The sequence below is a fragment of the Hirschia baltica ATCC 49814 genome (assembly GCF_000023785.1).
GTDB lineage: Bacteria > Pseudomonadota > Alphaproteobacteria > Caulobacterales > Hyphomonadaceae > Hirschia > Hirschia baltica.
This window is the reverse complement of the sequence record NC_012982.1, coordinates 2,336,039-2,361,828: the sequence shown is the minus strand read 5'-3', so window position 1 is coordinate 2,361,828 and position 25,790 is coordinate 2,336,039. Positions and strand designations below refer to the sequence as shown.

At 44.4% G+C, this 25,790-nt stretch carries 22 protein-coding genes, 4 tRNA genes and 1 rRNA gene; 17 read left to right on the top strand and 10 right to left on the bottom strand.

The genetic code is table 11. The annotated features are described in order from the left end of the window. Positions 1–16: 16 nt before the first annotated feature. On the bottom strand, positions 17–1,567 hold the full coding sequence (locus HBAL_RS11125; RefSeq protein ID WP_149037410.1) for a flagellar hook-length control protein FliK: 1,551 nt from the start codon (positions 1,565–1,567) through the stop codon (positions 17–19). A 652-nt stretch (positions 1,568–2,219) separates the two neighbouring features. Between HBAL_RS11125 and flgK the strand changes: the two genes are divergently transcribed. Further along, a complete protein-coding gene (flgK, locus tag HBAL_RS11115; RefSeq protein ID WP_015828035.1) occupies positions 2,220–4,364 on the top strand; it encodes a flagellar hook-associated protein FlgK in 2,145 nt (714 codons plus the stop codon). Between the two features lie 17 nt (positions 4,365–4,381). After that, entirely contained in the window at positions 4,382–5,284 is a 903-nt protein-coding gene (locus HBAL_RS11110; protein WP_015828034.1) for a flagellin, read from the top strand. Positions 5,285–5,294: 10 nt separating this feature from the next. Here the strand turns inward: HBAL_RS11110 and HBAL_RS11105 are convergent, their stop codons facing one another. Beyond that, on the bottom strand, positions 5,295–5,846 hold the full coding sequence (locus HBAL_RS11105) for a hypothetical protein (protein ID WP_015828033.1): 552 nt from the start codon (positions 5,844–5,846) through the stop codon (positions 5,295–5,297). A 113-nt stretch (positions 5,847–5,959) separates the two neighbouring features. After that, entirely contained in the window at positions 5,960–6,787 is an 828-nt protein-coding gene (locus HBAL_RS11100) for a DUF2189 domain-containing protein (RefSeq protein ID WP_015828032.1), read from the bottom strand. Between the two features lie 201 nt (positions 6,788–6,988). Between HBAL_RS11100 and mnmA the strand changes: the two genes are divergently transcribed. Continuing rightward, positions 6,989–8,218 carry a tRNA 2-thiouridine(34) synthase MnmA gene (mnmA, locus tag HBAL_RS11095; protein ID WP_015828031.1) on the top strand — a complete coding sequence of 410 codons (1,230 nt, stop codon included), beginning with the start codon at positions 6,989–6,991 and terminating at the stop codon, positions 8,216–8,218. On the opposite strand, the gene HBAL_RS11090 is transcribed toward mnmA, so the two are convergent. Beyond that, on the bottom strand, positions 8,215–8,655 hold the full coding sequence (locus HBAL_RS11090; RefSeq protein WP_015828030.1) for a hypothetical protein: 441 nt from the start codon (positions 8,653–8,655) through the stop codon (positions 8,215–8,217). The two genes, mnmA and HBAL_RS11090, sit on opposite strands and share 4 nt — an antisense overlap. A gap of 79 nt (positions 8,656–8,734) precedes the next feature. Further along, entirely contained in the window at positions 8,735–9,355 is a 621-nt protein-coding gene (locus HBAL_RS11085; protein ID WP_015828029.1) for a YitT family protein, read from the bottom strand. A gap of 210 nt (positions 9,356–9,565) precedes the next feature. Between HBAL_RS11085 and HBAL_RS11080 the strand changes: the two genes are divergently transcribed. Then, positions 9,566–10,741, top strand: a complete 1,176-nt coding sequence (locus HBAL_RS11080) for a thiolase family protein (protein WP_015828028.1) — start codon at positions 9,566–9,568, stop codon at positions 10,739–10,741. An 86-nt stretch (positions 10,742–10,827) separates the two neighbouring features. On the opposite strand, the gene HBAL_RS11075 is transcribed toward HBAL_RS11080, so the two are convergent. Beyond that, positions 10,828–11,334, bottom strand: coding sequence for an Lrp/AsnC family transcriptional regulator (locus HBAL_RS11075; RefSeq protein WP_015828027.1), 507 nt, complete (start codon positions 11,332–11,334; stop codon positions 10,828–10,830). Positions 11,335–11,651: 317 nt separating this feature from the next. On the opposite strand from HBAL_RS11075, the gene HBAL_RS11070 reads away from it, so the two are divergent. Together HBAL_RS11070 and HBAL_RS11065 are read left to right on the top strand one after the other, a co-directional pair. Then, a complete protein-coding gene (locus HBAL_RS11070; RefSeq protein WP_015828026.1) occupies positions 11,652–12,323 on the top strand; it encodes a DUF2959 domain-containing protein in 672 nt (223 codons plus the stop codon). 186 nt (positions 12,324–12,509) lie between these two features. Continuing rightward, positions 12,510–12,586 (top strand) — tRNA-Met (locus HBAL_RS11065). 181 nt (positions 12,587–12,767) lie between these two features. On the opposite strand, the gene HBAL_RS11060 is transcribed toward HBAL_RS11065, so the two are convergent. Continuing rightward, a complete protein-coding gene (locus HBAL_RS11060) occupies positions 12,768–13,037 on the bottom strand; it encodes a hypothetical protein (protein ID WP_015828025.1) in 270 nt (89 codons plus the stop codon). A 564-nt stretch (positions 13,038–13,601) separates the two neighbouring features. Continuing rightward, on the bottom strand, positions 13,602–14,258 hold the full coding sequence (locus HBAL_RS11055) for a CDP-alcohol phosphatidyltransferase family protein (RefSeq protein WP_015828023.1): 657 nt from the start codon (positions 14,256–14,258) through the stop codon (positions 13,602–13,604). 524 nt (positions 14,259–14,782) lie between these two features. Between HBAL_RS11055 and HBAL_RS11050 the strand changes: the two genes are divergently transcribed. Then, entirely contained in the window at positions 14,783–15,208 is a 426-nt protein-coding gene (locus HBAL_RS11050; protein ID WP_015828021.1) for a secondary thiamine-phosphate synthase enzyme YjbQ, read from the top strand. Here HBAL_RS11050 and HBAL_RS11045 read toward each other — a convergent pair whose 3' ends face one another. Further along, positions 15,209–15,886, bottom strand: coding sequence for a helix-turn-helix transcriptional regulator (locus HBAL_RS11045; protein ID WP_015828020.1), 678 nt, complete (start codon positions 15,884–15,886; stop codon positions 15,209–15,211). It abuts the gene before it with no gap. Positions 15,887–15,974: 88 nt separating this feature from the next. Here HBAL_RS11045 and HBAL_RS11040 point away from each other — a divergent pair, with 88 nt between their 5' ends. The 6 genes from HBAL_RS11040 (at position 15,975) to HBAL_RS11010 (ending at position 21,492) form a co-directional block, all read left to right on the top strand. Then, complete coding sequence (locus tag HBAL_RS11040) at positions 15,975–16,436, top strand: VOC family protein (protein ID WP_015828019.1); 462 nt, start codon at positions 15,975–15,977, stop codon at positions 16,434–16,436. Beyond that, the gene (locus tag HBAL_RS11035) at positions 16,427–16,831 is read left to right on the top strand and encodes a VOC family protein (RefSeq protein WP_015828018.1); all 405 of its coding nucleotides are present in this window, start codon (positions 16,427–16,429) and stop codon (positions 16,829–16,831) included. Before HBAL_RS11040 ends, HBAL_RS11035 begins: the two co-directional genes overlap by 10 nt. A 168-nt stretch (positions 16,832–16,999) precedes the next feature. Next, positions 17,000–18,661, top strand: coding sequence for a M28 family metallopeptidase (locus HBAL_RS11025; RefSeq protein ID WP_015828017.1), 1,662 nt, complete (start codon positions 17,000–17,002; stop codon positions 18,659–18,661). Positions 18,662–18,928: 267 nt separating this feature from the next. Continuing rightward, positions 18,929–19,249, top strand: coding sequence for an energy transducer TonB (locus tag HBAL_RS11020; protein ID WP_041301552.1), 321 nt, complete (start codon positions 18,929–18,931; stop codon positions 19,247–19,249). A 421-nt stretch (positions 19,250–19,670) separates the two neighbouring features. Next, entirely contained in the window at positions 19,671–20,030 is a 360-nt protein-coding gene (gene panD, locus HBAL_RS11015; protein ID WP_015828016.1) for an aspartate 1-decarboxylase, read from the top strand. Between the two features lie 418 nt (positions 20,031–20,448). Continuing rightward, complete coding sequence (locus HBAL_RS11010) at positions 20,449–21,492, top strand: hypothetical protein (protein WP_015828015.1); 1,044 nt, start codon at positions 20,449–20,451, stop codon at positions 21,490–21,492. Between the two features lie 63 nt (positions 21,493–21,555). Here the strand turns inward: HBAL_RS11010 and HBAL_RS11005 are convergent, their stop codons facing one another. Then, a complete protein-coding gene (locus HBAL_RS11005) occupies positions 21,556–22,344 on the bottom strand; it encodes an SIMPL domain-containing protein (protein ID WP_015828014.1) in 789 nt (262 codons plus the stop codon). 193 nt (positions 22,345–22,537) lie between these two features. Here HBAL_RS11005 and HBAL_RS11000 point away from each other — a divergent pair. The 4 genes from HBAL_RS11000 to HBAL_RS10980 all read left to right on the top strand — a co-directional run bounded on the left by HBAL_RS11000 (position 22,538) and on the right by HBAL_RS10980 (position 25,590). Next, positions 22,538–22,614 (top strand) — tRNA-Ile (locus HBAL_RS11000). 1,088 nt (positions 22,615–23,702) lie between these two features. Next, a 16S ribosomal RNA gene (locus tag HBAL_RS10990) occupies positions 23,703–25,150 on the top strand. A 239-nt stretch (positions 25,151–25,389) separates the two neighbouring features. Further along, a tRNA-Ile gene (locus tag HBAL_RS10985) sits at positions 25,390–25,466 on the top strand. A 48-nt stretch (positions 25,467–25,514) separates the two neighbouring features. After that, positions 25,515–25,590, top strand: a tRNA-Ala gene (locus HBAL_RS10980). Positions 25,591–25,790: the final 200 nt, after the last annotated feature.

Genomic DNA, 25,790 nt, shown 5'->3' with positions numbered 1-25,790 from the left:
TTTTATATTCCTACTATCAAGCTGTAAGATCAACACGTGCGCGTGACCAAGCCGTTAATTTTGGCGTGATTTGACGAGGTAAATCAGCATTTTCTTCCGTTGCAGAGGAATTTGAAATGGATGCCTCGCCTTTATCGTCTGCCATTTGCTCAGCATCATCGTCTTTAAAGGTGAATGAACTATTTTCATCTGGAGACAATTCTAATTTTAGGCCATCTTCTGCGAGGTCTATGCCGACATCAGCCAATGCTGATTCAAGTGCTTTTGAACCACGTGATAATTCAGATAAGGCTTCAGCAGATTTAGCTGCGAGGACAACTGTCGCTCTTTTATCTTTCGTTATTTCTATCGAGACATTGATCTGTCCAAGCGCAGCGGGATCTAGGCGAATCTGGAATTGGTGACTTTTGCCATCCATGCGTTGGATCAGGCCGGCCCAGGCTTGCTGAGTGACGGAAGATGCATGACGTAATGTCGGCGGCAATTCCTGAGTTTTACCTGTAGCGGAGTTCGATGTTGTTGAAGAAAGATTGGTCTCTTCGCTTGATGGTTCTAGTCCTTCAAGTAATTCTGCATCTGGCAAACCGCTCAACAATTCTTGAACATTAGGAGGTTGAGCAGGCGTTGGGGCACTTGAAGTATTCGTCGCTGTTGTCGATGCTCGCGTAGCTGCCGGCGTTTGAGCTGAAGTATTAGAGCTTGCCTTATTGGGCTCAGAAGTCATTTCAGCTGCTGAAGCGTTTGATGTCGTCGTCGAACTTGAATTTGCATTTTCAATTTTAGCCGCAGTGCTAGATGCATTCGATGTTTTATTTGATTGAGCAGTCAAAGTCGTTGCGGCTGCGGTGACGGCTTGGCCATTGGATGCAGACAGAATTTGTGTTTGAGGCGTTGCTTGGTTTGCTACACCATTATCCATAGGAAGCTGTTTTGAAGGTTGAGCGGACTGAGACGTTTGAGCTTGTTGCGATAGCTGAGTTTGCGACTGAACTAATGTCTGAGACAGAGGTTGTGGCGATTGCTTTGAAGTGTGGGGCTGAGTCTGAGCTTCAGCGGGTGTTTTCGCTGTCGCTGGAGAAGAGGGTGTATCTTCTTGTTTTACAGCGGCATTCTTCAATATCTCTGTGGTTTGTTGTGCAGCGCTTTGGGCTGGAATCTGGACTGGTTTGGAAATTCCAGAATTTGATTCACCCATGTTAGCAGGAGTAATTGTTGACGAAGTTGATGCATTGGCATCAGAAACTGTCACGCCAGTGCTTGCATTTTGTGTCGGCACTGTGGTCTGGACGTCAACGGGTGTCGACTTATTGGTGATCACCTGTGCATTTTCTACGTTTGCCTGAGCGTTGCTATTTGCATTGATAACAGGTGAGGTGTTTGCCTGCATTTCAGCATTGCCTTGGGTGTTTTCAGTCGGCACCATATTTAATGTAATAAGTGCCGAGGCTGCTGCTGCGTCTGCCGTTTCGTTAGACGGTGATTGTTCTGCGCTTGTCTCACTTAGGTTTGTGTTGGCAGATTTAGTGACCAATAAGTGCTGGTTGAAAGCTTTATTTTCAGTCTGCATCGATTGCTTTTCGGTCTCTCCCTGCAGGAAAGATCGAAAATCGTTTTTTGACGCGTTAAATTTATTCGCAATTAGCGCACCGTCAGCTCTCTGCGTGGAGCTGTTGTTTGTTTTTTGCGCTGAAAAAAATACACCCTCAATCACGATAAAACTCACTTCAATTGATTATTATTTATGCTTTCGCATTTTCATTAACCATGTTGATGCAATTGGCGGGCCAGTAATAATTTTGCCTGAAACTTCCCTAAAAATCAGGATTCGGCGTTAACCTTTTTACTTCGAAATTGATAAAGCAGGCAGAAAATGCAGGGGCGTTTGTTGTGTGCGGCAGTTTCTGCCCAGAACGTGCATTGCCATGAATTTACCGACAAAAAATATGCTGTTTGGAGAAATTTATGGCTAATTTTCTGTAAATTTCAATTCTGGCCCGAAGCTTGCGATGAAGTCTTTACGCTGGAAATTATTCTAAGTGTAACCATCTTGCTAAATGCAGGTTGAAGTATAAAATTACTAGCAATATCAAATAGTTGTAGAGGTTATCGAATTTATTTCCAAAACGGTTTTTTGAGGTTCAAAGAATTCACTAGGCAAAAAACGCCCGGTAATCTTGGCCTACAGGGCACTAATATGCCCATCTGTTAGGAGGTGTGACATGAGTATAGGCAGCATAATGGCAACGAGCCTTTCAGCTCTGCGTGCAAATCAAAGTGCACTCAGCACTGTCTCCACCAATGTCGCAAACGTCAACACAGAAGGCTATACGCGCCTTGATACGCATTTTAATTCTTTAGGCGCGGTTTCTGGATCATTTGGGGTTGAGGTTAAAGTTCAGCGTGCCGCCGACAAGTTTCTAGCAGCTTCGGAAATGAGAACAGCTGCTACTGTAGGTGCGACTTCTGTTCTGGCTGGCTTTATGGACAGAGCACAAGGTTTACTCGGTAACCCATCTGATGGCGGTTCAGTCTTTGCTAGCCTCGATGCTGTGTTGGATTCTATGGGGTCTCTTGCTCTAGACCCTTCTTCTTCTCTAAGGCAGGGAAGTGCAATTTCTGATATTCAAAATATGCTCAATCAAGTTAATCAGACAGCTGATGAGCTTTCTGCGCTTCGAGAAGAAGCCAATGCTCAATTGCGGTCCGTCATTGGTGAAGCCAACACGTTGATGGAAACAATTGCAGAATTGAACACATCTATCCAGCAATCCAAGATCGCTGGTGTTGATGCGACACAGGCTGAGAATGAGCAAAGTATCCTGATTGATCGCTTGTCTGAGATTGTTGATGTTAGAGCGCAAGAACGTCCTTTGGGCGGCGTGGATTTGCGTACGACAAACGGATATCTTCTCGTATCTATGGAAGCGGCTAGCTTTTCGATGGGAGACGTTTCGGGCCTTCAGGGATATCCAAGCGTTGAAGTGAGCCACTCGAACGAGAGTTCAAAATTGCCTTTGGATAAATACATCCAGAGTGGTGAAATCATGGGATTGATTCAGGCGCGAGATGTTGACATTCCTGAGCTTAGTGTTGCGTTTGGTGAATACGCATCGGGACTAGTTGATAGCCTGAATGCCGAGCACAACAATGCTAGCGCTGTGCCTGCGCCGAATGTTCTAACAGGAAGTAATACTGGACTAATCGATTCAGATATTCACAGTTTTGAAGGCGTGGCGCATATGGCGATTACAAATTCAGATGGTGAAATAGTTAGAAATCTAACGATAGATTTTGATGCGGGTAATATTTCAGGAATTGATGAGTTTGGTGCAGCAGTTGGTCCCATTGCAATTGGCGCAACTGTTGGAGGTCTCGCGACGTCTTTGAACACAGCGTTGGGCGGAGACGGAACTGCAAGCTTCACAAATGGTGTATTAGAAATATCAGCGAATGATGCGAGTGAAGGTGTAGCAATACGTCAAGATGAAGATACTCCATCAGATTGGGCTGGACGTGGTTTTTCTCACATGTTTGGCCTTAACAACCTCATAGAAAAACCAACGCCGACAAATTACGCAACAGGGCTAGGTGGGGCTGGAGAAGCATCTCCTCACGGATTTACAACAGGTCAAACTATGACTTTCGATATTCGTTCCAATACGGGTGCGATATTGAATACTGTAACTGTTTCTCCGACGACGGGAGGTACAATTGCCGATCTCGTCACTCAGATGAATACGAGCCTTAATGGATATGGTAGCGTATCCATTGATGATGATTATGGCACTATAACTTTTCAGGGTGCGGCCAACACCAAATCAGACTCACTCGATATTGTGGTTGATACGACAAGTCGAACAGGCTCTGGTATTTCTGCCACTCAATTTTTTGGACTAAGTGTGGCGGGCTCAGCTGATCGTGCAAAAGATATAGAAATTCGGGATGCCATCTTGAAAGACTATAGTAAATTAGCGACTGCAAAACCTGATTTAGATGGTGCTGTTGAAGGCGATAGTGTGCTGGAAGTTGGCGATGGGCGAGGTGCAACTGCACTTTCTCTTTCTGGCGCTGTTATTCGGCAATTTGGAGCAGCTGGTGGTATTGCGGCTCAAAAGACATCTATAAATGATTATGCCGCCCGCCTTGCTGGCGCTGCTGGAGCAAGGGCGACTGCAAGTGAGCAGGCCTTAAATTCTGCTGAGACTGTTCGAACAGAAGTGGCCATGCGGCGAGAGAGTGTCGAGGGTGTAAGCATCGACGAAGAATTAGTGAAAATGACACAGTATCAACAGGCGTATAATTCTGCATCTCGAATGATGCAGGCCGCCAGTGATATGTTCGATACGCTTTTGCGGCTGGTTTAAGAGAAGGATAGGATGATATGAGTCGTATTACCACTGCTATGGTTTCTCAGAATGCTTTGATAGATCTTCAAAAGTCTCAAAAAGTGTTGTTTGAAGCGTCTAACCAGACTGCATCTCAGACTAAAGCGACTGACCTTAAAGGTTATGGGTCTCAAACGCATACGCTTGTGTCTAGTAATCGGATGATTGCAAACATCCAATCACGTATTGATAATGCTGCAGAGCTTGATGCGCGTCTATCAATGCAAGATGCTGTTTTAACGCACTCTCGAGAAGTGATGGAAGATTTAAGATCCGTTATTTTGCAAGACATAAGTTTAAGTGGACCATCTTCAATTGATGCTAAAATTGAAGAAGCTTTTCTTGTTTTGAAAGATTCATTCAATCTGGAAATTTCGGGAAAGTCCGTATTTGGAGGAACGCGAACAGATAAGCCTCCTGTTGTGGCTGCAAGTGTTGCAGACCTTGTTGCAAACCCGATCGAAAATGCTTTTGAGCAAGGAGCTCAAGAGCAGACGGTCAATGTTGATGGATATCAAGAAATTTCTTTGGCACCCGTTGCAGCTGAAGCGGCGGAAGCTGCTTTTGATATGTTGAAAACTTTGGCTGCTGGTGGACCTTATGGTGAGTTGACGGACGCGCAGGTTACGGCGTTAAAGGGAGAATTGGCGCAATTCGACACTGTCATAGATGGCCTTGTGCAACTCGAAGCTAGGAATGGTAACACTCAATCTCGAATTACGAACGCTATTGAGCGTCAGACAACTCAAGTAAATGCGATAGGTGCGACTGTAGGGGAAATTACATATGTTGATCTGGCAGAAGTCGCTGCTCGATTGAGTAACGCACAAACGACTTATCAGGCATCCGCATCAATTTTCAATACCGTACGCGGTCTCACATTGTTGGATGTTCTGTAAAGGTTGGGAGCTAATGCTCTAAATGGCTGTATCTGTTTTCTGTGAACAGATTTGCTTTCATTTTAGCTATGTCGAGAAAGCGTATTGCGCCGGTCATAAGCGGATGAAAAGAGAATGTTTCTCCGTCATTTAAGTGAATGCACCAGATGTGCAATAACGGATTCCATTCAATGTTGTCTATGCTTTTCCAAGTATAGAAATGTGTATTGTCATTCCAACGCTGAATTCTGAATCCATCATCAAACCACTCGATCTTGCGTTTCATAGCATCGAATAAGCAAACACCGCTTGATATTGCGATTGCAAAAAAGAGAAATGCAAATGTGTGCTGTGTGGTTTTGTTGATCATAGTATCAAATGCGTAGGGTAAAACCGATAACGCCGCAAAAAACACCATGCCGAATGCAAACACTGAATTGACGACAAAATTGGTTTTGACCATTTGATCGGCTGGATTATCTATTAATCTTACAAAGAGATGAGCTGCTGATATTCCAATCAGACCCAATCCACCGCCTAAGAGAGCGCCTTTAAACCCGCTCGAAATGAGATATTCCAGCATGTAACTGTACCACTTTGACAACCCATGATCGGGATAAGTGGTGTGTTGCAAAATTCCTGCTACAAATGAGCCACATGGCATACAGGTTTATTATTGTTTGTTTGGGGCGCGTTTTACTCTGGGAAATGCCCAGTTGGTACGAGTTCGCGGTAAGCGCGCCAACTCGCAAGCCCGATCAGTGGGAATACAATGATCAATCCGATAAAGCCTGTCAGTATGCCCAATATTGTCAGAGCTGTTATCAGCATTGCCCATATCAACATGGGAAATAGATTTTTAGTGACAGCACGAACGCTGGTGATCGTGGCAATGAAAACATCTGTTTTTCTATCCAGAAGCATTGGGGCAGAAATCACAACTAAAGCAAAGGCTATAAAAGCAATTGCGCCGCCAACAAGCGTTCCCGCTATAGCCATTTTTTGACCTTCTGGTGTTGTCAGCATGAAATCTAGGAATTGCATGACATTGTCGTGTTTTCGATAGGTAGATAATGCGTAAACTAGTTGTGCCATGCGCCCCCAAAAGAAGTATAAAAGCAATAAGGCCAAGCCTAAATATGCCAGATCTTGGCGGAATGCGCCTTTCACAAAAATCATCTGAGTGAAGCTTGGTTTGCGGCCAGCTTCTATTTGGCGTCCTGCCTCATATAGTCCCATCGCTAGCATGGGAGCGATAAGGAAAAAGCCACCTATCAAAACCATTATCCAATCTGAATACCCAGAAAATAGGAGTGATATAGATATTGATGCACTCACAAATGCCATGAGTATTCCATAGGTTAGGCAAGGAAGGGGAGCTTTTTGGAAATCTGCCCACGCACCAGCAATCCAGCCAAAGGGAGTCGTTGCTTTTATCGTGATGACATCTGGTAGTTTGAGTGGGGTGGGCGTGTTGGGATTAGACCTTTGACTTGCACGATCGCTATTGTTTATTTCAGTCATGATTACCTGCCCCAGTATACTTATTATTTTTATGGATATAGACACTCTATCGGTACGACCACTGATTTCAAGTCAAGTTGCATGTGAATTGCTTAGAGTTTGCTTAGAGGTAACTCTAGCTGGCTCTTTTTTGATAATTAGGTTATGAAACCGGCTGCTTAACATACTGCTCTGGCCCTTGAAGCCAGTGGAGAGGATAAAATGACAAACGACACTTTAGGTGCACCTAAAATGCTCGATAGCCATGTTTTAGACGATATGGCGGAGTTTTTAGCTGGTGCTGATCTTGATCTGGGCTTTGATAAACCCCGTAGTGAAACGCGCGTAGTTGCTGCCATGTCTGGCGGCGTGGATTCAACAGTTGTTGCCGCCTTACTGCACCATGCTGGCTATGATGTGGTTGGTGTGACGCTTCAGCTTTATGATCATGGTGCTGCGCTGAAGAAGCAGGGCGCGTGTTGTGCTGGACAAGATATTCATGATGCACGCCGTGCTTGTGATGCGCTGGGTATTCCTCACTATGTGCTTGATTATGAAAGCCGCTTTAAAGAGCAGGTGATGGAAGATTTTGCTGACACTTATCTGGCGGGGTCAACACCGATACCATGTGTGCGCTGTAATCAAACTGTGAAATTTAGAGACCTTCTGGAAACATCTAAAGACCTTGGCGCTGACTGCATGGCGACAGGCCATTATATTCGACGTGTGGTTGGAGAAAATGGTCCTGAGCTGGCGCGTGCGGCCGACCCAGATAAAGATCAATCTTACTTTTTGTTCGCGACTACGCATGAGCAATTGGATTATTTGCGTTTTCCCCTTGGTGGGATGAATAAAGAAAGCACTCGTAAAGTTGCTTCTGCACTGGGATTAGAAGTCGCCTCTAAGCCTGACAGTCAGGATATCTGCTTTGTGCCGGATGGAAAATACACGGCCATCGTCGAGAAATTGCGTCCGGGATCTGGCCGTAAGGGTGAGATTGTCCACATGGATGGGCGCGTTCTGGGTGAACATGAAGGCGTGATTAAATACACAGTTGGTCAGCGTCGCGGCCTTGGTGTCGCAACGGGTGAACCGATATATGTGGTAAAGATTGATGCAGGCAAACGTCAGGTTATTGTCGGACCGCGCGAGGCGCTTGAGACTCGTGGTTTGAGCATGGGTGAAAGCAATTGGTTGGGCGCCAATTCTCTTGAAGAAGCTTGTGCATCAAACACACCTGCCTTGGCTCGTGTGCGGTCAACACGCCCACCTAAAGCTGGCCATATGGCGATGATCAATGGTCAGCCTGGATTTATGTTTGAGGATGCTGAAGAAGGTGTCGCGCCGGGGCAAGCCTGCGTGCTCTATTCAACTGGAGATGCATCGCGTGTCCTCGGCGGTGGTTTTATCACAGGCACAGTGTCTGCTTATGAGGCTGACCGTTTAGCTTAGTCTTCGCTAGGTTTTGTTTTTTCCAAAAGGCGACGCGTTATTGTTTTCGTCGTCTTTTGCGTTGCAACAGGGGATGGTAAAATGAATTGCAAATGCCCAGACGGTGCTGCGTCTGCCGCATAAGCTTTGTCGGTTTCTACGATGATATCGTATTGGCCTTGAAGGATGATGCAGGCATTTTTTGCGAGAACAGAACTCGCACTTTTACCGTCTATGTGAATGGTCACGTGGTCAGCTTCACCGCGATCATAGCAAAGCTCTGTGACGAATGCGCGTGGTTTAAAATCTTTATTGGGTTTGTCTGGTGTACCAGCGGCATTAACGATGCTTGTTTCCAGCTTATTGGCAGCACTCCAATTGCTGCGGATGGTTGTATCTGCCAGTGCAGGAGTGCTGAGGATCAGACTTATTCCAAATAATCCCAGAGTTTTTTTCATCGCAAATTCTCCTGCGTCTAATTTATCTAAGTCCATAGGCAGGATATTTAGCTAAAATAAGGCACTATTATTCTATTTTCTAACTGAACCCAGCATATCTTCCAGGTTTATGGTTTGTGGCGATAATTATGTTTAAAACGATCGCGCCAAGAATGGAAATTAACACTTGTTTCCAAGGGAGTACGAAGAAACCTGAGCTTATTATAATTGTGTCAAACCCAAGCATAAAATAACCAGCTCTCATAATTTTCTTATCTTGTAGGAATTGAGCTAAGATACTTGAGCCACCAACGCCTGCGCGATGTCTGAAAAGAAAAATCATTCCGGCCCCCATCATCGTTCCACCTGCAATGGAAGCGAAGATTGGATTGATGAAATCGAAATCAATCCATTGGGTAAATAACCGAGAAAAGATTGAAATCAATGAGACTGCTGCAAAGGTTTTGACCGTAAATTGTAGGCCCATTCTCATAAATGAAAGTATGTAGAAGGGTATGTTCACGCAAAAGAAGATCAGGCCGAAAGACCATCCTGTTGCATACTCTATAAGCAAGGAAAGGCCAGCTAAGCCGCCAGTATAAACCTGTGCGTGAAGGTATAAAACGACTCCAAAAGCGACAAGCATTGTTCCTGCAAGCAACGCATGAATATCTTCAAGCCAAGAATGTTGCTGAGCATCTCTTATTGTTTTGGGTATCATGTTGCTTGTTTTATCCGAATACAAGTTAGTTTATCTACAAAATGTCCTTTATGTGATAAAATGAGTTGTTAATAGGGTTTGATGAGAAATATTCGATCAATAAATGTGATTTGCGTTGTTTTTGAGCAGTGTTGACTTTATATAGCATAAAGCGTTTGTTGCGTTGCAGCATTTAAAATAGGAAGCAGCGTTTGACTGTGGAGGGACTTTATGAGTGATTCAGTAGTTATAGTTGGTATGGCACGCACACCTATGGGTGGATTATTGGGTGACCTTTCCGCGATGTCAGCAAATGAACTTGGTGCAATAGCGATTAAAGGTGCGCTTGCTGATGCAGGTGTTGATGGCGGCGATGTTCAAGAAGTTATCATGGGAAATTGTCTTCCAGGTGGTCAAGGACAAGCGCCTGCGCGTCAATCCGTTATTAAAGCAGATATGCCTGAGGCTGTTGAAGCAACTACAATCAACAAAATGTGTGGTTCTGGAATGCAAGCTGCTGTTATGGGGCGTAATGCGCTTCTAGCAGGTGAGGCTCAGATCGTCGTCGTGGGCGGAATGGAAAGCATGACGAATGCGCCGCACATGATTTCTATGCGTTCTGGCTTGAAATATGGACACGGCAAGACGATTGATCACATGGCGAAAGATGGCCTTGAGGATGCATATGAAGGCAACCCAATGGGTGTGTTCGCAGATATGGTTGCGGGTGAGTATCAGTTCACACGTGAACAGCAGGATGCATACGCAATTGAGACGTTAGCGCGTGCACAATCGGCGACAAAAGAAGGACGCTTCAAACGCGAGATTACACCCGTGACGGTTAAAACTCGCAAAGGTGATATCACTGTTGATGAAGATCAGCTTCCACGCGAGGCGCGTCCTGATAAAATTCCTGCGCTTCGTCCGGCATTTACAAAAGATGGCACTGTGACTGCTGCCAATGCATCAGCGATTTCTGATGGAGCAGCGGCTTTAGTTTTAATGCTCGAATCAGAAGCAACCAAACGTGGTTTAAAACCTCTTGCGCGGATTGTAAGTACAGCGGCGCACGCGCATGAGCCAAAATATTTCACAACAGCTCCTGTGCCGGCGATCAAAAAGACTTTGGATAAAGCTGGTTGGAAAGTTGACGACGTTGAAGTTTGGGAAATCAATGAAGCATTTGCTGTGGTGCCGATGATCGCAATGAAAGAGCTTGGTATTTCTCATGACAAAGTGAATGTGAATGGCGGAGCTTGCGCAATGGGGCACCCAATCGGTGCTTCTGGTGCACGTGTTATCGTGACTTTGCTAAATGCTATGGAGCAGAAAAATGCTTCAAAGGGTGTGGCGTCGCTTTGTATTGGTGGCGGTGAAGGAATTGCATTGGCAGTTGAGCGAATTTAATTAGTTCGCTGAATAGAATTTAAAAAAGGCGATATCTTAATCAGATGTCGCCTTTTTTTGATTTTTCATCGTGTCCAAAGCCGGATTTATTCAGTCTCGGTTTTATCGCTGATGAATGGAGATATCAGTCCAAGAGGTGCAGCGGTTGTACGTTTGGATACGTTGACGACAATGCGAGATTGGATGTCTGAAACCAGGCCTAAGCCTAAAAGTTTGTCGCGTAAAAAATTGTCATAGGCGTGAATATCGGTCGTGATGATTCGAATAAAATAATCAACTGCGCCTGTAATTGTGATACATTCAACAACTTCTGGCCAATCAGAAACGGCGCGTTCAAAGGCTTCAAGGTTGTCACGTGATGGTAGGGATAGCTTGACGTTCGCGATCACTTCAAAACCAAGGCCTAATTTTGCATGGTTTAATAGCGTCACACGTCTTTCGATAAGGCCTTGTTCCTCCATGCGTTTGATTCTGCGCCAGCAGGGGGAAGAAGATAAACCTACCGCATCGGCGATATCAGCAACGGACATTCCGGCATCACGTTGAATAAGGTCGAGTATTTTAGCATCAATGGAATCTAGATCAAGCGACATGAGTATTCTAATAATCCCTATTCTTACGAATTTTCTTACCCCATCTTCTAGTCATTATAGGGGGTAGTGTCAAATAAAATTGCTCAAATTGGAAGTGTTTTCCGAAAGGTGCGTTGGATTGATGCAACATAGTGTCTTCGGCGCTGGGTAAGTTTAAGTTTGAAATCAAATGAGCTGTATACTGATTATTTTCTGTTTTCTGTGGTTGGGCTTTTTTGTTTGGCTAGGTGTAATTTTTAGAAAAATAAATTGGCCTTTCATGCCAACGTCTGTATTCATATTGGAAAATACATTAACCATATGCTTAGGGGATAGCTATGAAACGTAATTCAGCACTGCGTGCCGCGCTTTTATCCGCGTCCATACTTGCAACGACAATCATCACTGGGTGTGCCTCAGCTTACTATGACACAATTGAAACCCTCACCGGGATGGAAAAGCGTGACTTATTAGTTGAGCGTGTGGAAAAGGCTGCTTCTTCGCAAGAGGATGCAAAAGAAGAGTTTGTGTCAGCTTTAGATGCTTTCCGGGCCGTGGTTGATATTGATGGGGGTGAGCTTGAAGATACTTATGATCGTTTGAATGCGTCATATGAAAGTGCTGATCGTCAAGCTGAGCGTGTTAGAACGCGTGTTAAAGATGTTCAGATCGTTTCAAGAGACTTATTCAAAGAATGGCGCAAAGAGTTGGATCAGTATTCTTCCGCCTCAATGCGCGCTTCAAGTGAGCGTCAATTGGTTGAAACTGAGCAGCGCTATGAAGAGTTAGAACGCAGAATGCTTAAGGCATCTCAGTCGATGGACCCTGTTTTAGCGGTGTTTAAGGATCGTGTTTTGTATCTGAAACATAACCTTAATTCCCGTGCAATCGCCGCACTAGAAGGGGAAGCTGAGCAAATTGAAACAGATGTATCTGCATTGATTGCAGATATGGAGCGTTCTATTGCAGAAGCAGATGCATTTATCAAAGATATGCGTGGTGAATCATAAACGTTTTCAAAGAAATTATATAATTTTCAATTGCTAGATGGCTGTATGTCTAGCGAATTTGAATTTTCTATCGAGAAAGTGTGATTTTCCTCAAAATCATGACTTGTCTAGTCTGCTTTGCCAGACTATAAGCGCCGTTTCCCGCATTAATAGTAGATGTGGGAAACTGAATTGTAGTTCAAAATTGGTCAGGTAGCTCAGCTGGTTAGAGCGCAGGACTCATAATCCTGAGGTCGAGAGTTCAAGTCTCTCTCTGACCACCAATTTTTCTTAAATTCGAATGCGCTTCAAAAATTTACTTTGAGAAGCGAGCAGATGTTAGGCTTCACAATATAGAAGTGAAGCTAACACAATAATGGTACGATATTGTTGTGATAAGTGCACATGTATGTGCTGCTGGTGTGCAGTTTCTGTGCTCTTTCTATCGAGATTTTACGAATATTTTTAAAAGATTGCTTTTATCATAAACGCTATGCCCGACCACAGGGTCAAAGATGCTGCAATAGCAAATCCGATGGATTTATAAGCAGGCCATTTGTCGACATCAATATCAGCATTAATATGCGTTTGTTTGTGTTTTGATTTGAATTGTACAACGTTTGATCTGCTGCGTTGATACACACCCGTTTCCGAGTCAAAGAGCCCGACGGCATCGTTTTGGCGCACGCTAGAATTGCGACGATCAAAGTTTGGCGTTTCACTCCCAAATGACATAGGTTTTACCTTTTAATGTCTTATTTATAGCAATCCATCCACAGGAATGGAGTGCAAGCTTAACCAAGCAAATGCTTCTGAAAAGTGGGGTTACGTCAATAATCTGAAATATTATTGATTCTATTGGAAATTTTTTTTCATAAAATTGTTATTTTAGGGTGTGAGGGGCAAAAATGGTCTTTGCTTTACAGTTTGATTGGCAAAATTGAGTCTAATTGTCTCAATTGAACCAATGTTTTTTAGAGGAAACTTGAAATATTTATAGAAAGCTGAGTTTTGTTAACTTTTTCGCAATCTAAGGCTGCTTAAATGTGTTTAAGCAAAATGAAGACTTCGTGTTTTCGCTTCGCTTGAGTAGAATATAATGGAGTGCCCCCTCTCTACATTATATTCAAAAATTGCATGGTTAAGGATTGCATCTGCAGTCTTCTCACCCTCACCCCTCAGTGTGGGTGCAATCCGGATCCAGGCACAAACTGCTTATAAAAACACTCTAATAATACCTCCCCGAATTGCCCGTTCTGTTTTCCCCCCAACAGAATGGGCAATTTTCGTTTGGGAGTATTAGTCTTTAGGTTTGGACGTTGGTGAGGCTGTTAAATATCCCAACCCTGTTATTGCTGAGAGCAATGCGGCAACACACAAAATGATAACCCAAGACCAGTATAATGCTGAGCTTGCTGGGATCCAAGGAAGCTGCATAAATATCGGCATAGCAACCGCGACCAATTCTAAAGCTGTTTTGTATTTTGCTAAATTGGAAACAGGGGCACCTTCACCGTCGGGGGCGAAGAGGCGAAGAATAGTTATGAAGATGTCTCTTCCCACGATAATGAGCACTGGAATGAGAATCAGATAGTTGAACTCACCCTGAAAATAGCGGTGCATACCAACATAGGTAAGGAGGGGAAGGCCGACCAAAGCTTTGTCCGCAATAGGATCTAATATGCGACCAAATTTGGAGTGTGCATTCCACGCGCGCGCTGCCATGCCGTCAAATAGGTCCGTTAGTGCGGCAACCACAAACAGGATCGCTGCCCATAACTGGTATTTTGTGCCAAGCGCTTCAGCTGCAGCAATTGTTTCTGGTGAGTTGTTCATTGCATTGGGGCCGTATTCGGCAAAATGCGGAATAGAAAAGCCTTTCCACATCAGCCAGGCCACAATCGGGGCTAGTAAAAATCGAGCGAGCGTTAGCGCGTTTGGAATCATCGTTTTCATTGGCCCATCCCCGAGCATTTGTACATTTAATGGGCTTTGTAGTCTTGAATGGAGAAAATGTGTAGGGGCAATTGTAGCTCTTGCGCCAGAAGTTCCAGTAAAACAAACCTAAAAAGCTAAGAGGTATTCTGCAAAGAGCATCTGAACCTGAGGCAAACGCAGATGTTTTGAGTGATCCTGCTTCGTTTGTGGAAATTGAGACAATAGGAGAGGGCCGTGCATTTTGCCGCTCGGCCTTTTGTGCGAGACAAATAAAAATACTCTACTCAAAATTTCTGCGCATATACTAAGGAGCTAGTTGATAATATTAAAGCTCATGAGTGTAACCAAGCCTAGCACCACCCAAAAACCGAGCGCGAAAACAAATCCACCAATACGCGTTGCCATGAAAAGCCTCCATCAATTCAACCATTCTTGCGGGCTGTTTTAAGTTTTCCTTGCCTAATGATGGTTGTATTAACTATTTAGTACAACATAATTAACGTTAATTTTGCTCCATATATTAGGCATAGGATGGTGATTCATTGAGTGATCAACACGTATTTACGGTGCGGACGCGTGGGCAAGGATTGTATGAATTTACCGGACAAATTCGAGAATTTGTGACAGAAAATGAAGTAGAATCAGGCCTGTTAACTTTGTTTGTTCAGCACACTTCATGTTCGATTCTGGTGCAAGAAAATGCTGATCCGAGTGTGCAGGATGATCTTCGTGAATTTTTCTCCAGAATTGTACCCAGCGGCGATAGCAAAGCCATGAATTGGCTAACGCATACATTTGAAGGCCCTGATGATATGCCGGCTCACATAAAATCTGCTCTTACTCCGACATCAATTTCTATTCCAATTATGTCAGGGAATGTCGCATTGGGGCAATGGCAAGGTGTTTATATTTTTGAGCATCGTGATTTACCGATGACAAGGCGTATTGCGGCTCATATTTCGCATTAGTTATTTCGAGGTGACGCGATATGCGCAGCGTCGGGCACCTGTTAGAATATGCTCGATGCGATCAATCTCGACGCTGTCTCCCAGAACAGATTTGAAGACACTGAGTTCATTACTACACAAGCGTTGGCAGGCTTGAGCTGCTGAACAAATAGGACAGTGGTTTTCAAGAAATAGGAAGCCGTCGCCATCAGGACGCACTTCGGCAATGTAGCCTTCGTTGGTCCGCAATTCAGCCAGTTTATTCAATTTTTGGATGATGGATAATGACTTGGCTTCTTTTAGGGTTGCCTTGTAACGTTGGCATTGGTTTTCAGCATGTTTATCAACTACTTGTTTTAATCCTTCTTCGCCAAATAGAGATGTCATCGAGCTGATCATTTCAAGGGCAAGCCCCTGATGTGCATCTGGAAAAATGCGAGAAGAAGCATCTGTTAAACACCAGATCTTGGTTGGACGCCCCCTTTGGGCACGTTCGGATGTAAAATCAACAAGTCCTTCTTCATGTAAATCATACAAGTGAAGCCGCACCGCCATTGGGGTGAGTTTTCTTTGTTCTGCCAGGTTATTTGCACTCTGCGGTCCATCTCTCTTTAAAGAATCAATAATTGCGTTGCGGGTAGCGCGTGCTTTTGAAGCGGCACTATCTGAAGCGGGATGGGAGGAGGTGTTTGTCATCATCAATATTTATAAAAGAAATTCCTTTCAAAAGTAAAGAGTGTTTATTAAGTAAAGAAAATTCTTTTATAAATGAGATGGAGAAATTGAGATGATTAGGCTTGAACATGTGAATTTGGTCGTCGATGAGATTGAGCCGACCTTGGATTTTTTAAAAATTGCGTTTCCCGACTGGAAAGTACGGGGGGGGGGAGAGGGTATCTGGTCAGGCAAAACAAGAAACTGGATTCATTTTGGTTCTGAGGATCATTACATTACATTGAACGATAATGCCGAAGGAGATGTACGTGATCTTGCAGGCCACACGCCAGGACTTGCTCATGTGGGGTTTGAGGTAAGTGAAGTGGATGGCTTATTACAACGCGTTTCAGATGCGGGATTTGAGCCGCATTCTATTACTACCGATAGTGAATACCGCAAAAGCGTCTACTATCGTTTGCCATGCGGTATAGAGTTTGAGTTCATTGCTTATGCAAGTGATGTGTATAAGGAACGCAATGAATATGAGCATGCATCAGCAGAAGTTAGTCACGGAGTTGCTGAATGCAAATGAATCAGGCGACTTTGCCTTTGGTCAATTATGATGAGAGCGTTGCGTTTTATAAGGCCTTGGGATTACGCCTTATTGTCGATGCACCACCTCGATATGCGCGGTTTGAGTGCTTGCCAGAAGCAGGACAAGGAGAGCCAGCGACATTTTCCATAGCGGCAAATGGAGGCGAGGCCGTTGATGCATCCTATCCGGCCATTTATTTTGAGACGCCAGAAGTTGATAAGGTGGTGTCTAAAATGAAAGCCTTGGATTATGAAATTGTGTCTCAACCCGAAGATAAATCATATGGATGGCGTGAGGCAGTCATTCTTGATCCAGCAGGAAATAGAGTCCGTATTTATTGGGGTGGGAAGAATAGACGCTTTCCTAATTGGCGCATTGAAGAAGATGTATGATCAAAATTTAGACTTTGAAATTGTCATCAATGCAAGGTCTGAGAAAATCACTCTCGATTATAGAAATGCTATTTTCGGAATATCGATGAAAAATGCTCGACTTTGCCGAAACAGTATTTATTCCTACTCATTATACCAAACAAAGCTAAAAATTCTTGAGGGAATTCTATGAGATTGAAGTTGATTTTTGCGCTAGCAGCGGCATCTGTTCTTGGTGCCTGCGCGAGCGTTGAGGTAAGTGAAGAGGCAACGATAAAGAATGTTGAAGAAATTCTTACGCCACGCGCTGCACGAATTAAAGCAGATATAACTTACCTAGCGAGTGATGAGCTTGAAGGCAGAGAGACAGGATCTGCCGGCCATGCATTAGCAGTCCAATATGTAATCAACCAATTTAAAGAAATTGGTGTTGCGCCTGCTGGAGAAGATGGTGGCTATACACAGACTGTTCCCTTTATCTCAGTCGTTAGAGATGAATATGGAAACGCGATGCAGGTCATAAATGCGTCCGGCGATGTCGTCGAATTCATAGATGGCACCGACTATGTTGTTTATTCTTCTTCTAAATCTCCTGAAAATGTCATTGAAGCTCCTGTTGTTTTTGCTGGCTATGGTGTGGTTGCGCCTGAGCATGGACTGACACCATATGCAGATATTGATGTTGCGGGTAAGATTGTGGCTGTTCTTTCAGGGACGCCAGGCGGCATTCAAACAGAAGAGCGCGCTTATTATGGTGCGCAAGTCTCTCGTGAAATGTCAGAACGCGGTGCAATTGGAGTTATAACGCTGCCAACGCCCAAAAGTGTAAAGCGTTTTCCATTTGCGCGCGCTGTTTCTAGCTCGACCACACGAAAATCTATGAAGTGGATTGGTAAAGACGGAGCACCATATACAACAGCACCTAATTTGGCGGCTTCAGCTTATTTGTCTGATGATGGGGCGGCGAAATTGTTTGACGGCTCACAGATGTCTTGGGCTGATATCCAAACATTGATTGAAGATGATGCAGCGAAAGTCCCGTCTTTTGAGCTTCCGATGTATGTGCGTATTGAGCAGAAGTCGACGCATAGCAAAATTGAGTCTCAAAATGTTTTGGGGATGATTGAAGGATCTGATCCTGAATTGAAAGATCAAGTGATCGTTTTGTCTGCGCATGTTGATCATATCGGGATTACGCAAAAGTCTATGGAAGAAGATGTCATCAATAATGGTGCATTGGATAATGCGGCGGGTGTATCCACGCTTTTGGAAGCGGCGCGCATTATTAAATCTGGCGACGCGCCGCGGCGTAGCGTGATGTTTGCTGTTGTGACGGGGGAAGAAAAAGGATTGTTGGGCGCTCAATACTTTACAATGAATCCAACAATTGAACGCGCAAACATTGTGGGCAATGTAAATCTGGATATGCCAGTGCTTACATATGATTTCACTGATGTCGTTGCCTTTGGTGGTGAGCGATCCACAATGAAGTCAGCGATTGAAGATGCTATCTCTGAATTTGGCGTTACTTTGGGCGAAGACCCTTTTCCGGCGCAAGGATTGTTTACGCGGTCTGATCATTATCGTTTCGTAGAAATTGGTGTGCCGTCGGTTTTCTTGGCGACTGGTTTTGAAAATGGTGGAGAAGAAGCTTGGAGCAATCATTTTGCCAATAACTACCACAAGCCTTCTGATGAAGTGGATAATGGGCTTTTATTTAACGTTGCAGACAAGTTTGCATCTATAAATGCAAAAATCGCGATGACATTGGCGAATCAAGATGAGCGTCCAATGTGGGTCAAAGATGATTTCTTTGGTGTCAAATTTGAAGGTGTCATGGTTTCAGACTAACGAAAAGTCCGATTCTATCTATTTGCAGCAGTTCTTGTGTATGAGAACTGCTGCTTTTTTATGCTCAAATGCATAATTAGTAGTCGTTTCTATGCTTTTATGACGTTTCCGTGAAAAATGAAGCTTTGCAATTGCAGGATGCTCGGTGGGTATGCTATACATTAATGCATGTTAGCGGGCAGCTGGTATGCTAAAAGGGGTATCTCGAAATACTCAAGCAAACCTGAATAGACCCGCAGCACTTTTGAAACTCTGAAGGGTCTTATTATGAAAAAAACTAACTTGTTCTCCGCATTCCTCGCCGTAGTAGCTTCATTAGCTGTTGTAATGCCTGCCGCTGCAGATGTTACAGTTGTGAAAAAAGTTGTTCCAAAATATCCAACATTTGCTGAAAAACAAGAAATCGAAGGTACAGTTGAGCTTGCTTTCGTCATTCTTAAAGACGGTAGTGTTGACGCGATTGAAGTTGTTAACTCAACAAGCCCTGAGCTATTTGATGCTTCAGCTGTTGAAGCAATTTCTCAGTGGCAGTTTGAAAAAAGCGACACAGACGAAAACGTTGGTGTGACTGTAAACTTCGAATTCTAAAAATCTAAAACGGTTCCACCTAACGTGCTTGGTTAGGTTGGGCCGAGAGATTTTATAAAGAGCGGTAGTCAATTTTATTGGCTGCCGCTCTTTTTGTTTGTGGGTAATAGTCAGAAACGATAGCAATAAATGCCCTAAGGTTACCCTGGGGCTGGGCGTCCATTTCGGGTAAAATTGATCCGTATTTGTGTGTGATTTGCACTGAAATTTGCTGTGGTCACTATGCATTCAGCTTTGTTATGCTATAGAAAACCGAAAATTGCTGCATCTGCGAGATGAATAGCATTAGAAATATCAATTGGGCTTTGAATATTTTGATATGGGCACCATATCTTCATTCAAAGTAAGCATTTTAATTGAACCATAATGTTGGTTGAGGTGCTTAAAAGTCTGAGCGAGCGTTGAAGAGAAAGGGTTTTATATGTTTCTGACCATGTTGAGAGCGAAATTACACCGCGCAACAGTGACTCAGTGCGACCTTCATTATGAAGGCTCTATCTCTATAGATAAGGATTTGTTGGAAGCTTCTGGTATTCTTGTGAACGAACGCGTTGATATTTGGAATATTACCAATGGTGCGCGCCTATCGACATACGCCATTGAAGCGCCAAGTGGCTCAAAAACATTTGGTGTGAATGGAGCAGCAGCGCGTCACTTTCAATTGGGTGACCGTATAATTATAGCAACTTTTGCTCAGATTGAGGAAGAGAAAGCTCGTCAGCACGCACCGACTGTCGTGATGTTGGATGACAATAATAATATAGTTCCTCACGTCGCTTAAATATTTGCCGTTAGCTCTGCTGCGGGCGGCAATGCTTTGGGCAATGGTGTTGCGTTGTGAAAAATCTCAAGAAACCTTCTAGAACTCCATTTTACAGGCGGGGAAGGCCGTTTGTGCAAATATCTGCCGCCATTATTGTGTTGGCGGTGTTTTTAGTATGGTCGAGTTATTTTAAGTAATAAGTGCTGACAAAGACCTGAGCACATTTAACTAGGTAAAATATACCTAATCGAGTGTGAATTTCCAAACATCGATTGTTAATTCAAATGGAAACAAACTCTTGTTTCAATAGTTTTGTTAATTCTCAAGTATAGATCATTAATCATAAAATCATATTTAAAATCATGACTTTATGATATTTGTCCTTTCAACATAAAGACTATTTATTTGGTGATGTATTGTTGAAAAGGGGCATTGGGTGAATCCATATTGTCGTTTCTTAGTGGTGTCGAATGCGGTTTCAGCTGCAATTGTATTGGCGCTTGTTTGTTTTGTTTTTGGGCCGGCTACTGCAGCATATAGTGTCGCTGGATTTGAGGCCGATTACGCGCCATTTTTGGCGGCAGGTGCTGCGTTACTAGTGACTATCGTGGTGTGGCTGGCGCTGACTGATGCGGTTTTGCCATTTTTCTTTCGTTATACGCCTATTCGGAAGTTGGTGCTGGGAAAACACTATATGGAAGGCACGTGGATTCAGGCTGAAAAACACAATGGTATGCCGCGAATGGCTGTGATTGAAATACAGCCTGCCGGTAAGTCATTCCGATTCTCTGGATATGCGGTCGATGAAAATCTGGAAGTACAATCAAATGTGATTATGGAGTTTTCCAGTTTTAGTTGGCCATTCATGACTTATAAGTTCAGGAATTCTTTGGCAGATACCTCTGAAGAGGGACGAGAAGGTGTTGGAGAGCTTCATTTTGAAGCAAACCGACACGCGCCAAGATCATATAATGGCTTTGTGCAAACGGTGAACAGTCTAGGCCGCGTTAAAATTGAGGGTGTTCGCTTGATGAAGGGGCGAGAGATCCGCGATTTACGTTCTTTAGAATATCGCGCCGATATAATTGATAAATATTGGGGGCTCTTCTTTGAGCGTGGTAATCGCGTGACAAGGATGAAGCGCAAAGGTGTCGGTCATTTCGGGGCTCATACTTCGCCTGTGTCGGAAAATGTTGTTGATCCTCCTAAGTTCAACTCCAAACTAGAGAGTTCTGATTATATTAAGGAGAATGAACCGGTAGCGCCAAATGTTCGGGCTGACGTAGAAAGACATGTCGCTAATTTGGCGTCCGAGAATGTGGAAAATAGTCCGATTGTTCCTCGTCGACGTGCGTCCGATTGGTCAAAATCGGATGAAGCACTTGAATTCACAGATTTAGATGATTTTCTAGATGACCCTGACTTAGTAAAAGGTGCTGGGAGTATGGAATTGTCTGGATCGACTATTTTGCGTAAATAGATGGGCAAAAAAAAGCCACTACATCAGATGTAGTGGCTTTTTTGTTTCTAAGTAAAATATAGCCTATTTGCGAACGAGCTCAAATTGAACATTCATCGTCGATGAATAGGAAACTTCTCCAGCAGCTATTGGTGTGCTGGCTGATTCAGAGGCTTTCATGCGCGCCATCATAACGGGTTGCGGGGATGGCGAGAAATTACCAGCCTCATTCATCGTTATGATTCTGGACACAGAGTATCCTGCTGCTTCCGCATAAAGTTCAGCTTTTGCTAAAGCATCTGCAATGGCGGCTTTGCGGGCTGCATCTAGGGCGGCGCTCGAATCGTCCAATCCAAATGATATTGAGTTGATTGTGTTGCCGCCTGCTGAAACGACAGAATCTAGAACAGAACCGAGTGTGTCGAGTTTGCGGACAGTAATACCTAATGTGTTAGTTGCTTGATAGCCGGTCAGCTTAGGTGGGCCGTTTTTACTAGAGCTGTAATCATAGCGCGGACTTAAGGATATATTCCCAGTCTGCATATCTTTGTCTGCAATTTTTGCTTTTTCTAAGGCTTCAAAAACTTTATTCATCAATGCAGATTGTTGTTTCATGGCTTGGGAAGCTGTGTCGGCTTCAACGTTTACGCCTAATGAAATTGTTGCAATATCTGGGCTGACTTCAATCTTACCTTCCCCTGTCAGGTTTAAGGTTGTTTCTTGTTGAATGACTGACATGGATTGGGGTGTGTTTTGCATGATTTGTGCTTCTGCGCTTAGCGGTAGGGTGATGCATGCTGTTGATAGGGCAAGAGTTGCTAAAACACTTGTTTGTTTGGTTGATTCGTTTTTGTGACGAAAGGGGATAAACATTATGACTCCTAACTTAAGCAAAATATCTAATGACAGTACGACTCGCTATTGAGGCAGTCTTATGGCGTGTTGTGGGGTTTAGGGGCATTGACCATCAATAGTTGGATTTAATTTTGAAAGAAATGGATATTTCGCACAATTGGGGTCTTCACGAATGATGCAAAATGAGTAATGTGCGCTTTCTCCATTTTGGGGGCCTGTAGCTCAGTTGGTTAGAGCAAACCGCTCATAACGGTTTGGTCGGGGGTTCGATTCCCTCCGGGCCTACCAAATGTATCAAAGCTTTGCGTGTTTATCCGTAGAGCTGATTTCGAACGGAAATCAAAATTGGTAGATAGCTTTCCTGCGATTTTTTGAGTGCCTAATGCGGCCATTGTGTTGTGTGGCTGTGCTTGCGCGTGACGCTTGGGGTATTGTTATGATGTGGCGGTGTGGAGGAGGGGGGGGGCTTGGGCTTTGTGAGGTGTCGATTTTTAATTTACAGATTCGGCATTTTTTATGTTGACGCACACTGTCTACATACATATACGTCACCGCTCTTCGCTGACCATAGACTTGGATGATCTGTTTTTCGGAACGTTTTTCTAGGTTTGTTTAGGTGATTTTGAGTGATCTTCTGGATCGTTTAAAATAACTTAAAATAATTGGTTGACGGGGTGAGGTGTGGTTATTATAAGCCGCGTCTCTTCGCCGATCACAGGGTTAATTCTTTACTCTTTTAGGGTAATAAAATTGGCTCAGTTTTTAGTGGTTTTCTTAGTTCTTTAGAGCTTCTGAAAATTACTTAAAATAAGTGGTTGACGAGCTGAGGGTCGGTCGTTATACACCGCCTCTCTCCGCTGAGAACAAACGGTTCTGCGGGCAACTTAATAAGTCGCCCACTAAGTCGTTGTTTTTAGTTAATTTCTGGCACTGAGGTGCATTTGATTGGTCTTCGGACTGTCCTGAAATTAATTGAAAATAGTTCTTGACGGACACGGTGCTGGACATTATATCCTGCACCTTCGCCGAAACGCTGAGACGGATGTCCGGCCGGAGGTTACAATTAAGGGTTCGAGCCCGCAGCGCTCCTGTCTCATTAAGTTGGGATGTTTGAGCGAAGTTTTGTAGATGTTTGACATTGTAAGATTGGAAGAGAAACGCAGGCGGCGTCGTGCTTGCTGAATTTTGAAGCTTCGGCTTCATATTCAACATTCGACAACGACGGTTTGCGTTTTTATAAAGGAAGACCAGTTCAATAGAACGATAGACTAAGTTTACTTAGTTTATATGACAATGAACGGGTCTCCCGTCAAAAAGTGCAAACGCTTTAAACAGCGATCAGATAGAAGATTACTATTTGATTCGTCAGGTCAACTCAACTTGAGAGTTTGATTCTGGCTCAGAACGAACGCTGGCGGCAGGCTTAACACATGCAAGTCGAACGCACTCTTCGGAGTGAGTGGCAGACGGGTGAGTAACGCGTGGAAACGTGCCTTTCTCTACGGAATAGCCCTTGGAAACGAGGTGTAATACCGTATACGCCCTTAGGGGGAAAGATTTATCGGAGAAAGATCGGTCCGCGTTAGATTAGTTTGTTGGTGGGGTAATGGCCTACCAAGACTACGATCTATAGCTGATTTGAGAGGATGATCAGCCACACTGGAACTGAGACACGGTCCAGACTCCTACGGGAGGCAGCAGTGGGGAATCTTGGACAATGGGGGAAACCCTGATCCAGCCATGCCGCGTGAATGATGAAGGCCTTAGGGTTGTAAAATTCTTTCACCGGGGAAGATAATGACGGTACCCGGAGAAGAAGCTCCGGCTAACTTCGTGCCAGCAGCCGCGGTAATACGAAGGGAGCTAGCGTTGTTCGGAATTACTGGGCGTAAAGCGCACGTAGGCGGATTAGTAAGTAAGAGGTGAAATCCCAGGGCTCAACCCTGGAACTGCCTTTAAACTGCTAGTCTAGAGGATAGGAGAGGTCAGTGGAATACCGAGTGTAGAGGTGAAATTCGTAGATATTCGGTGGAACACCAGTGGCGAAGGCGACTGACTGGACTATTCTGACGCTGAGGTGCGAAAGTGTGGGGAGCAAACAGGATTAGATACCCTGGTAGTCCACACCGTAAACGATGAGAGCTAGTTGTCAGCAAGCATGCTTGTTGGTGACGCAGCTAACGCATTAAGCTCTCCGCCTGGGGAGTACGGTCGCAAGATTAAAACTCAAAGAAATTGACGGGGGCCCGCACAAGCGGTGGAGCATGTGGTTTAATTCGAAGCAACGCGCAGAACCTTACCCACCTTTGACATCCTATGCTCACTCCAGAGATGGAGTTTTCTTCGGACATAGTGACAGGTGCTGCATGGCTGTCGTCAGCTCGTGTCGTGAGATGTTGGGTTAAGTCCCGCAACGAGCGCAACCCTTATCTCTAGTTGCCAGCATTTAGTTGGGCACTCTAGAGAGACTGCCCGAGTCAATCGGGAGGAAGGCGGGGATGACGTCAAGTCCTCATGGCCCTTACAGGTGGGGCTACACACGTGCTACAATGGCAGTGACAATGGGATAATCCCAAAAGCTGTCTCAGTTCGGATTGTTCTCTGCAACTCGAGAACATGAAGTTGGAATCGCTAGTAATCGTGGATCAGCATGCCACGGTGAATACGTTCCCGGGCCTTGTACACACCGCCCGTCACACCATGGGAGTTGGTTCTACCCGAAGGCGCTGCGCTAATTTGGCAGGCGACCACGGTAGGGTCAGCGACTGGGGTGAAGTCGTAACAAGGTAGCCGTAGGGGAACCTGCGGCTGGATCACCTCCTTTCTAAGGATGTTGAGGAATTTCAATTTATTGATTTCGTCAACTTCTCTAGCATTAAGTTGCACCATATACTCTTTATCCAGTATGTGAGTGACAGCAAAAACATAGCGGCATGTCGCCGTCTTCGTTTCTCTTCCATCTCAGTCATCGACAACAATATGGTTTTTGTTGACTGAGAACAGCGAGCCCCGATAGGGCAGGGCAATGCGCAACACTGAGCATACCCTTGCATAGAAGCAAATGGGTCTGTAGCTCAGGTGGTTAGAGCGCACCCCTGATAAGGGTGAGGTCGGAAGTTCAAGTCTTCCCAGACCCACCATTGCTTATCCTGATTGTGGTTCAATGAATTCGGTAGCAATATCGATAAGGGGCCGTAGCTCAGTTGGGAGAGCGGTAGCTTTGCAAGCTTCAGGTCGTCGGTTCGATCCCGTCCGGCTCCACCATTTAACTTAATCTATCTCATAGGTTCGCTGTAACACAAGTTTCGTCTAGGACTTCTGGTTCTAGATGGATTGACATTGTAAGGAGGTTGTTCATCCGCGCCATTACACCGGCGTTTTCCTCGAGGATGAACACGTAAAACTAAGTATCGTCTGACAACGATCCATAGCAAGGTTTAGAACACCGACATGTTCTTCTCTGC

Bases quoted from the DNA above. Each gene is read 5' to 3' on its own strand.
- HBAL_RS11055 (WP_015828023.1), bottom strand. From the start codon at position 14,258: ATGAAAACGATGATTCCAAACGCGCTAACGCTCGCTCGATTTTTACTA.
- HBAL_RS11070 (WP_015828026.1), top strand. From the start codon at position 11,652: ATGAAACGTAATTCAGCACTGCGTGCCGCGCTTTTATCCGCGTCCATA.
- HBAL_RS11060 (WP_015828025.1), bottom strand. From the start codon at position 13,037: ATGTCATTTGGGAGTGAAACGCCAAACTTTGATCGTCGCAATTCTAGC.
- HBAL_RS11075 (WP_015828027.1), bottom strand. From the start codon at position 11,334: ATGTCGCTTGATCTAGATTCCATTGATGCTAAAATACTCGACCTTATT.
- HBAL_RS11085 (WP_015828029.1), bottom strand. From the start codon at position 9,355: ATGATACCCAAAACAATAAGAGATGCTCAGCAACATTCTTGGCTTGAA.
- mnmA (WP_015828031.1), top strand. From the start codon at position 6,989: ATGACAAACGACACTTTAGGTGCACCTAAAATGCTCGATAGCCATGTT.
- HBAL_RS11125 (WP_149037410.1), bottom strand. From the start codon at position 1,567: ATGCAGACTGAAAATAAAGCTTTCAACCAGCACTTATTGGTCACTAAA.
- HBAL_RS11090 (WP_015828030.1), bottom strand. From the start codon at position 8,655: ATGAAAAAAACTCTGGGATTATTTGGAATAAGTCTGATCCTCAGCACT.
- HBAL_RS11020 (WP_041301552.1), top strand. From the start codon at position 18,929: ATGAAAAAAACTAACTTGTTCTCCGCATTCCTCGCCGTAGTAGCTTCA.
- HBAL_RS11040 (WP_015828019.1), top strand. From the start codon at position 15,975: ATGATTAGGCTTGAACATGTGAATTTGGTCGTCGATGAGATTGAGCCG.
- flgK (WP_015828035.1), top strand. From the start codon at position 2,220: ATGAGTATAGGCAGCATAATGGCAACGAGCCTTTCAGCTCTGCGTGCA.
- HBAL_RS11105 (WP_015828033.1), bottom strand. From the start codon at position 5,846: ATGCTGGAATATCTCATTTCGAGCGGGTTTAAAGGCGCTCTCTTAGGC.
- HBAL_RS11110 (WP_015828034.1), top strand. From the start codon at position 4,382: ATGAGTCGTATTACCACTGCTATGGTTTCTCAGAATGCTTTGATAGAT.
- HBAL_RS11005 (WP_015828014.1), bottom strand. From the start codon at position 22,344: ATGTTTATCCCCTTTCGTCACAAAAACGAATCAACCAAACAAACAAGT.
- HBAL_RS11080 (WP_015828028.1), top strand. From the start codon at position 9,566: ATGAGTGATTCAGTAGTTATAGTTGGTATGGCACGCACACCTATGGGT.
- HBAL_RS11100 (WP_015828032.1), bottom strand. From the start codon at position 6,787: ATGACTGAAATAAACAATAGCGATCGTGCAAGTCAAAGGTCTAATCCC.
- HBAL_RS11035 (WP_015828018.1), top strand. From the start codon at position 16,427: ATGCAAATGAATCAGGCGACTTTGCCTTTGGTCAATTATGATGAGAGC.
- HBAL_RS11025 (WP_015828017.1), top strand. From the start codon at position 17,000: ATGAGATTGAAGTTGATTTTTGCGCTAGCAGCGGCATCTGTTCTTGGT.
- panD (WP_015828016.1), top strand. From the start codon at position 19,671: ATGTTTCTGACCATGTTGAGAGCGAAATTACACCGCGCAACAGTGACT.
- HBAL_RS11045 (WP_015828020.1), bottom strand. From the start codon at position 15,886: ATGATGACAAACACCTCCTCCCATCCCGCTTCAGATAGTGCCGCTTCA.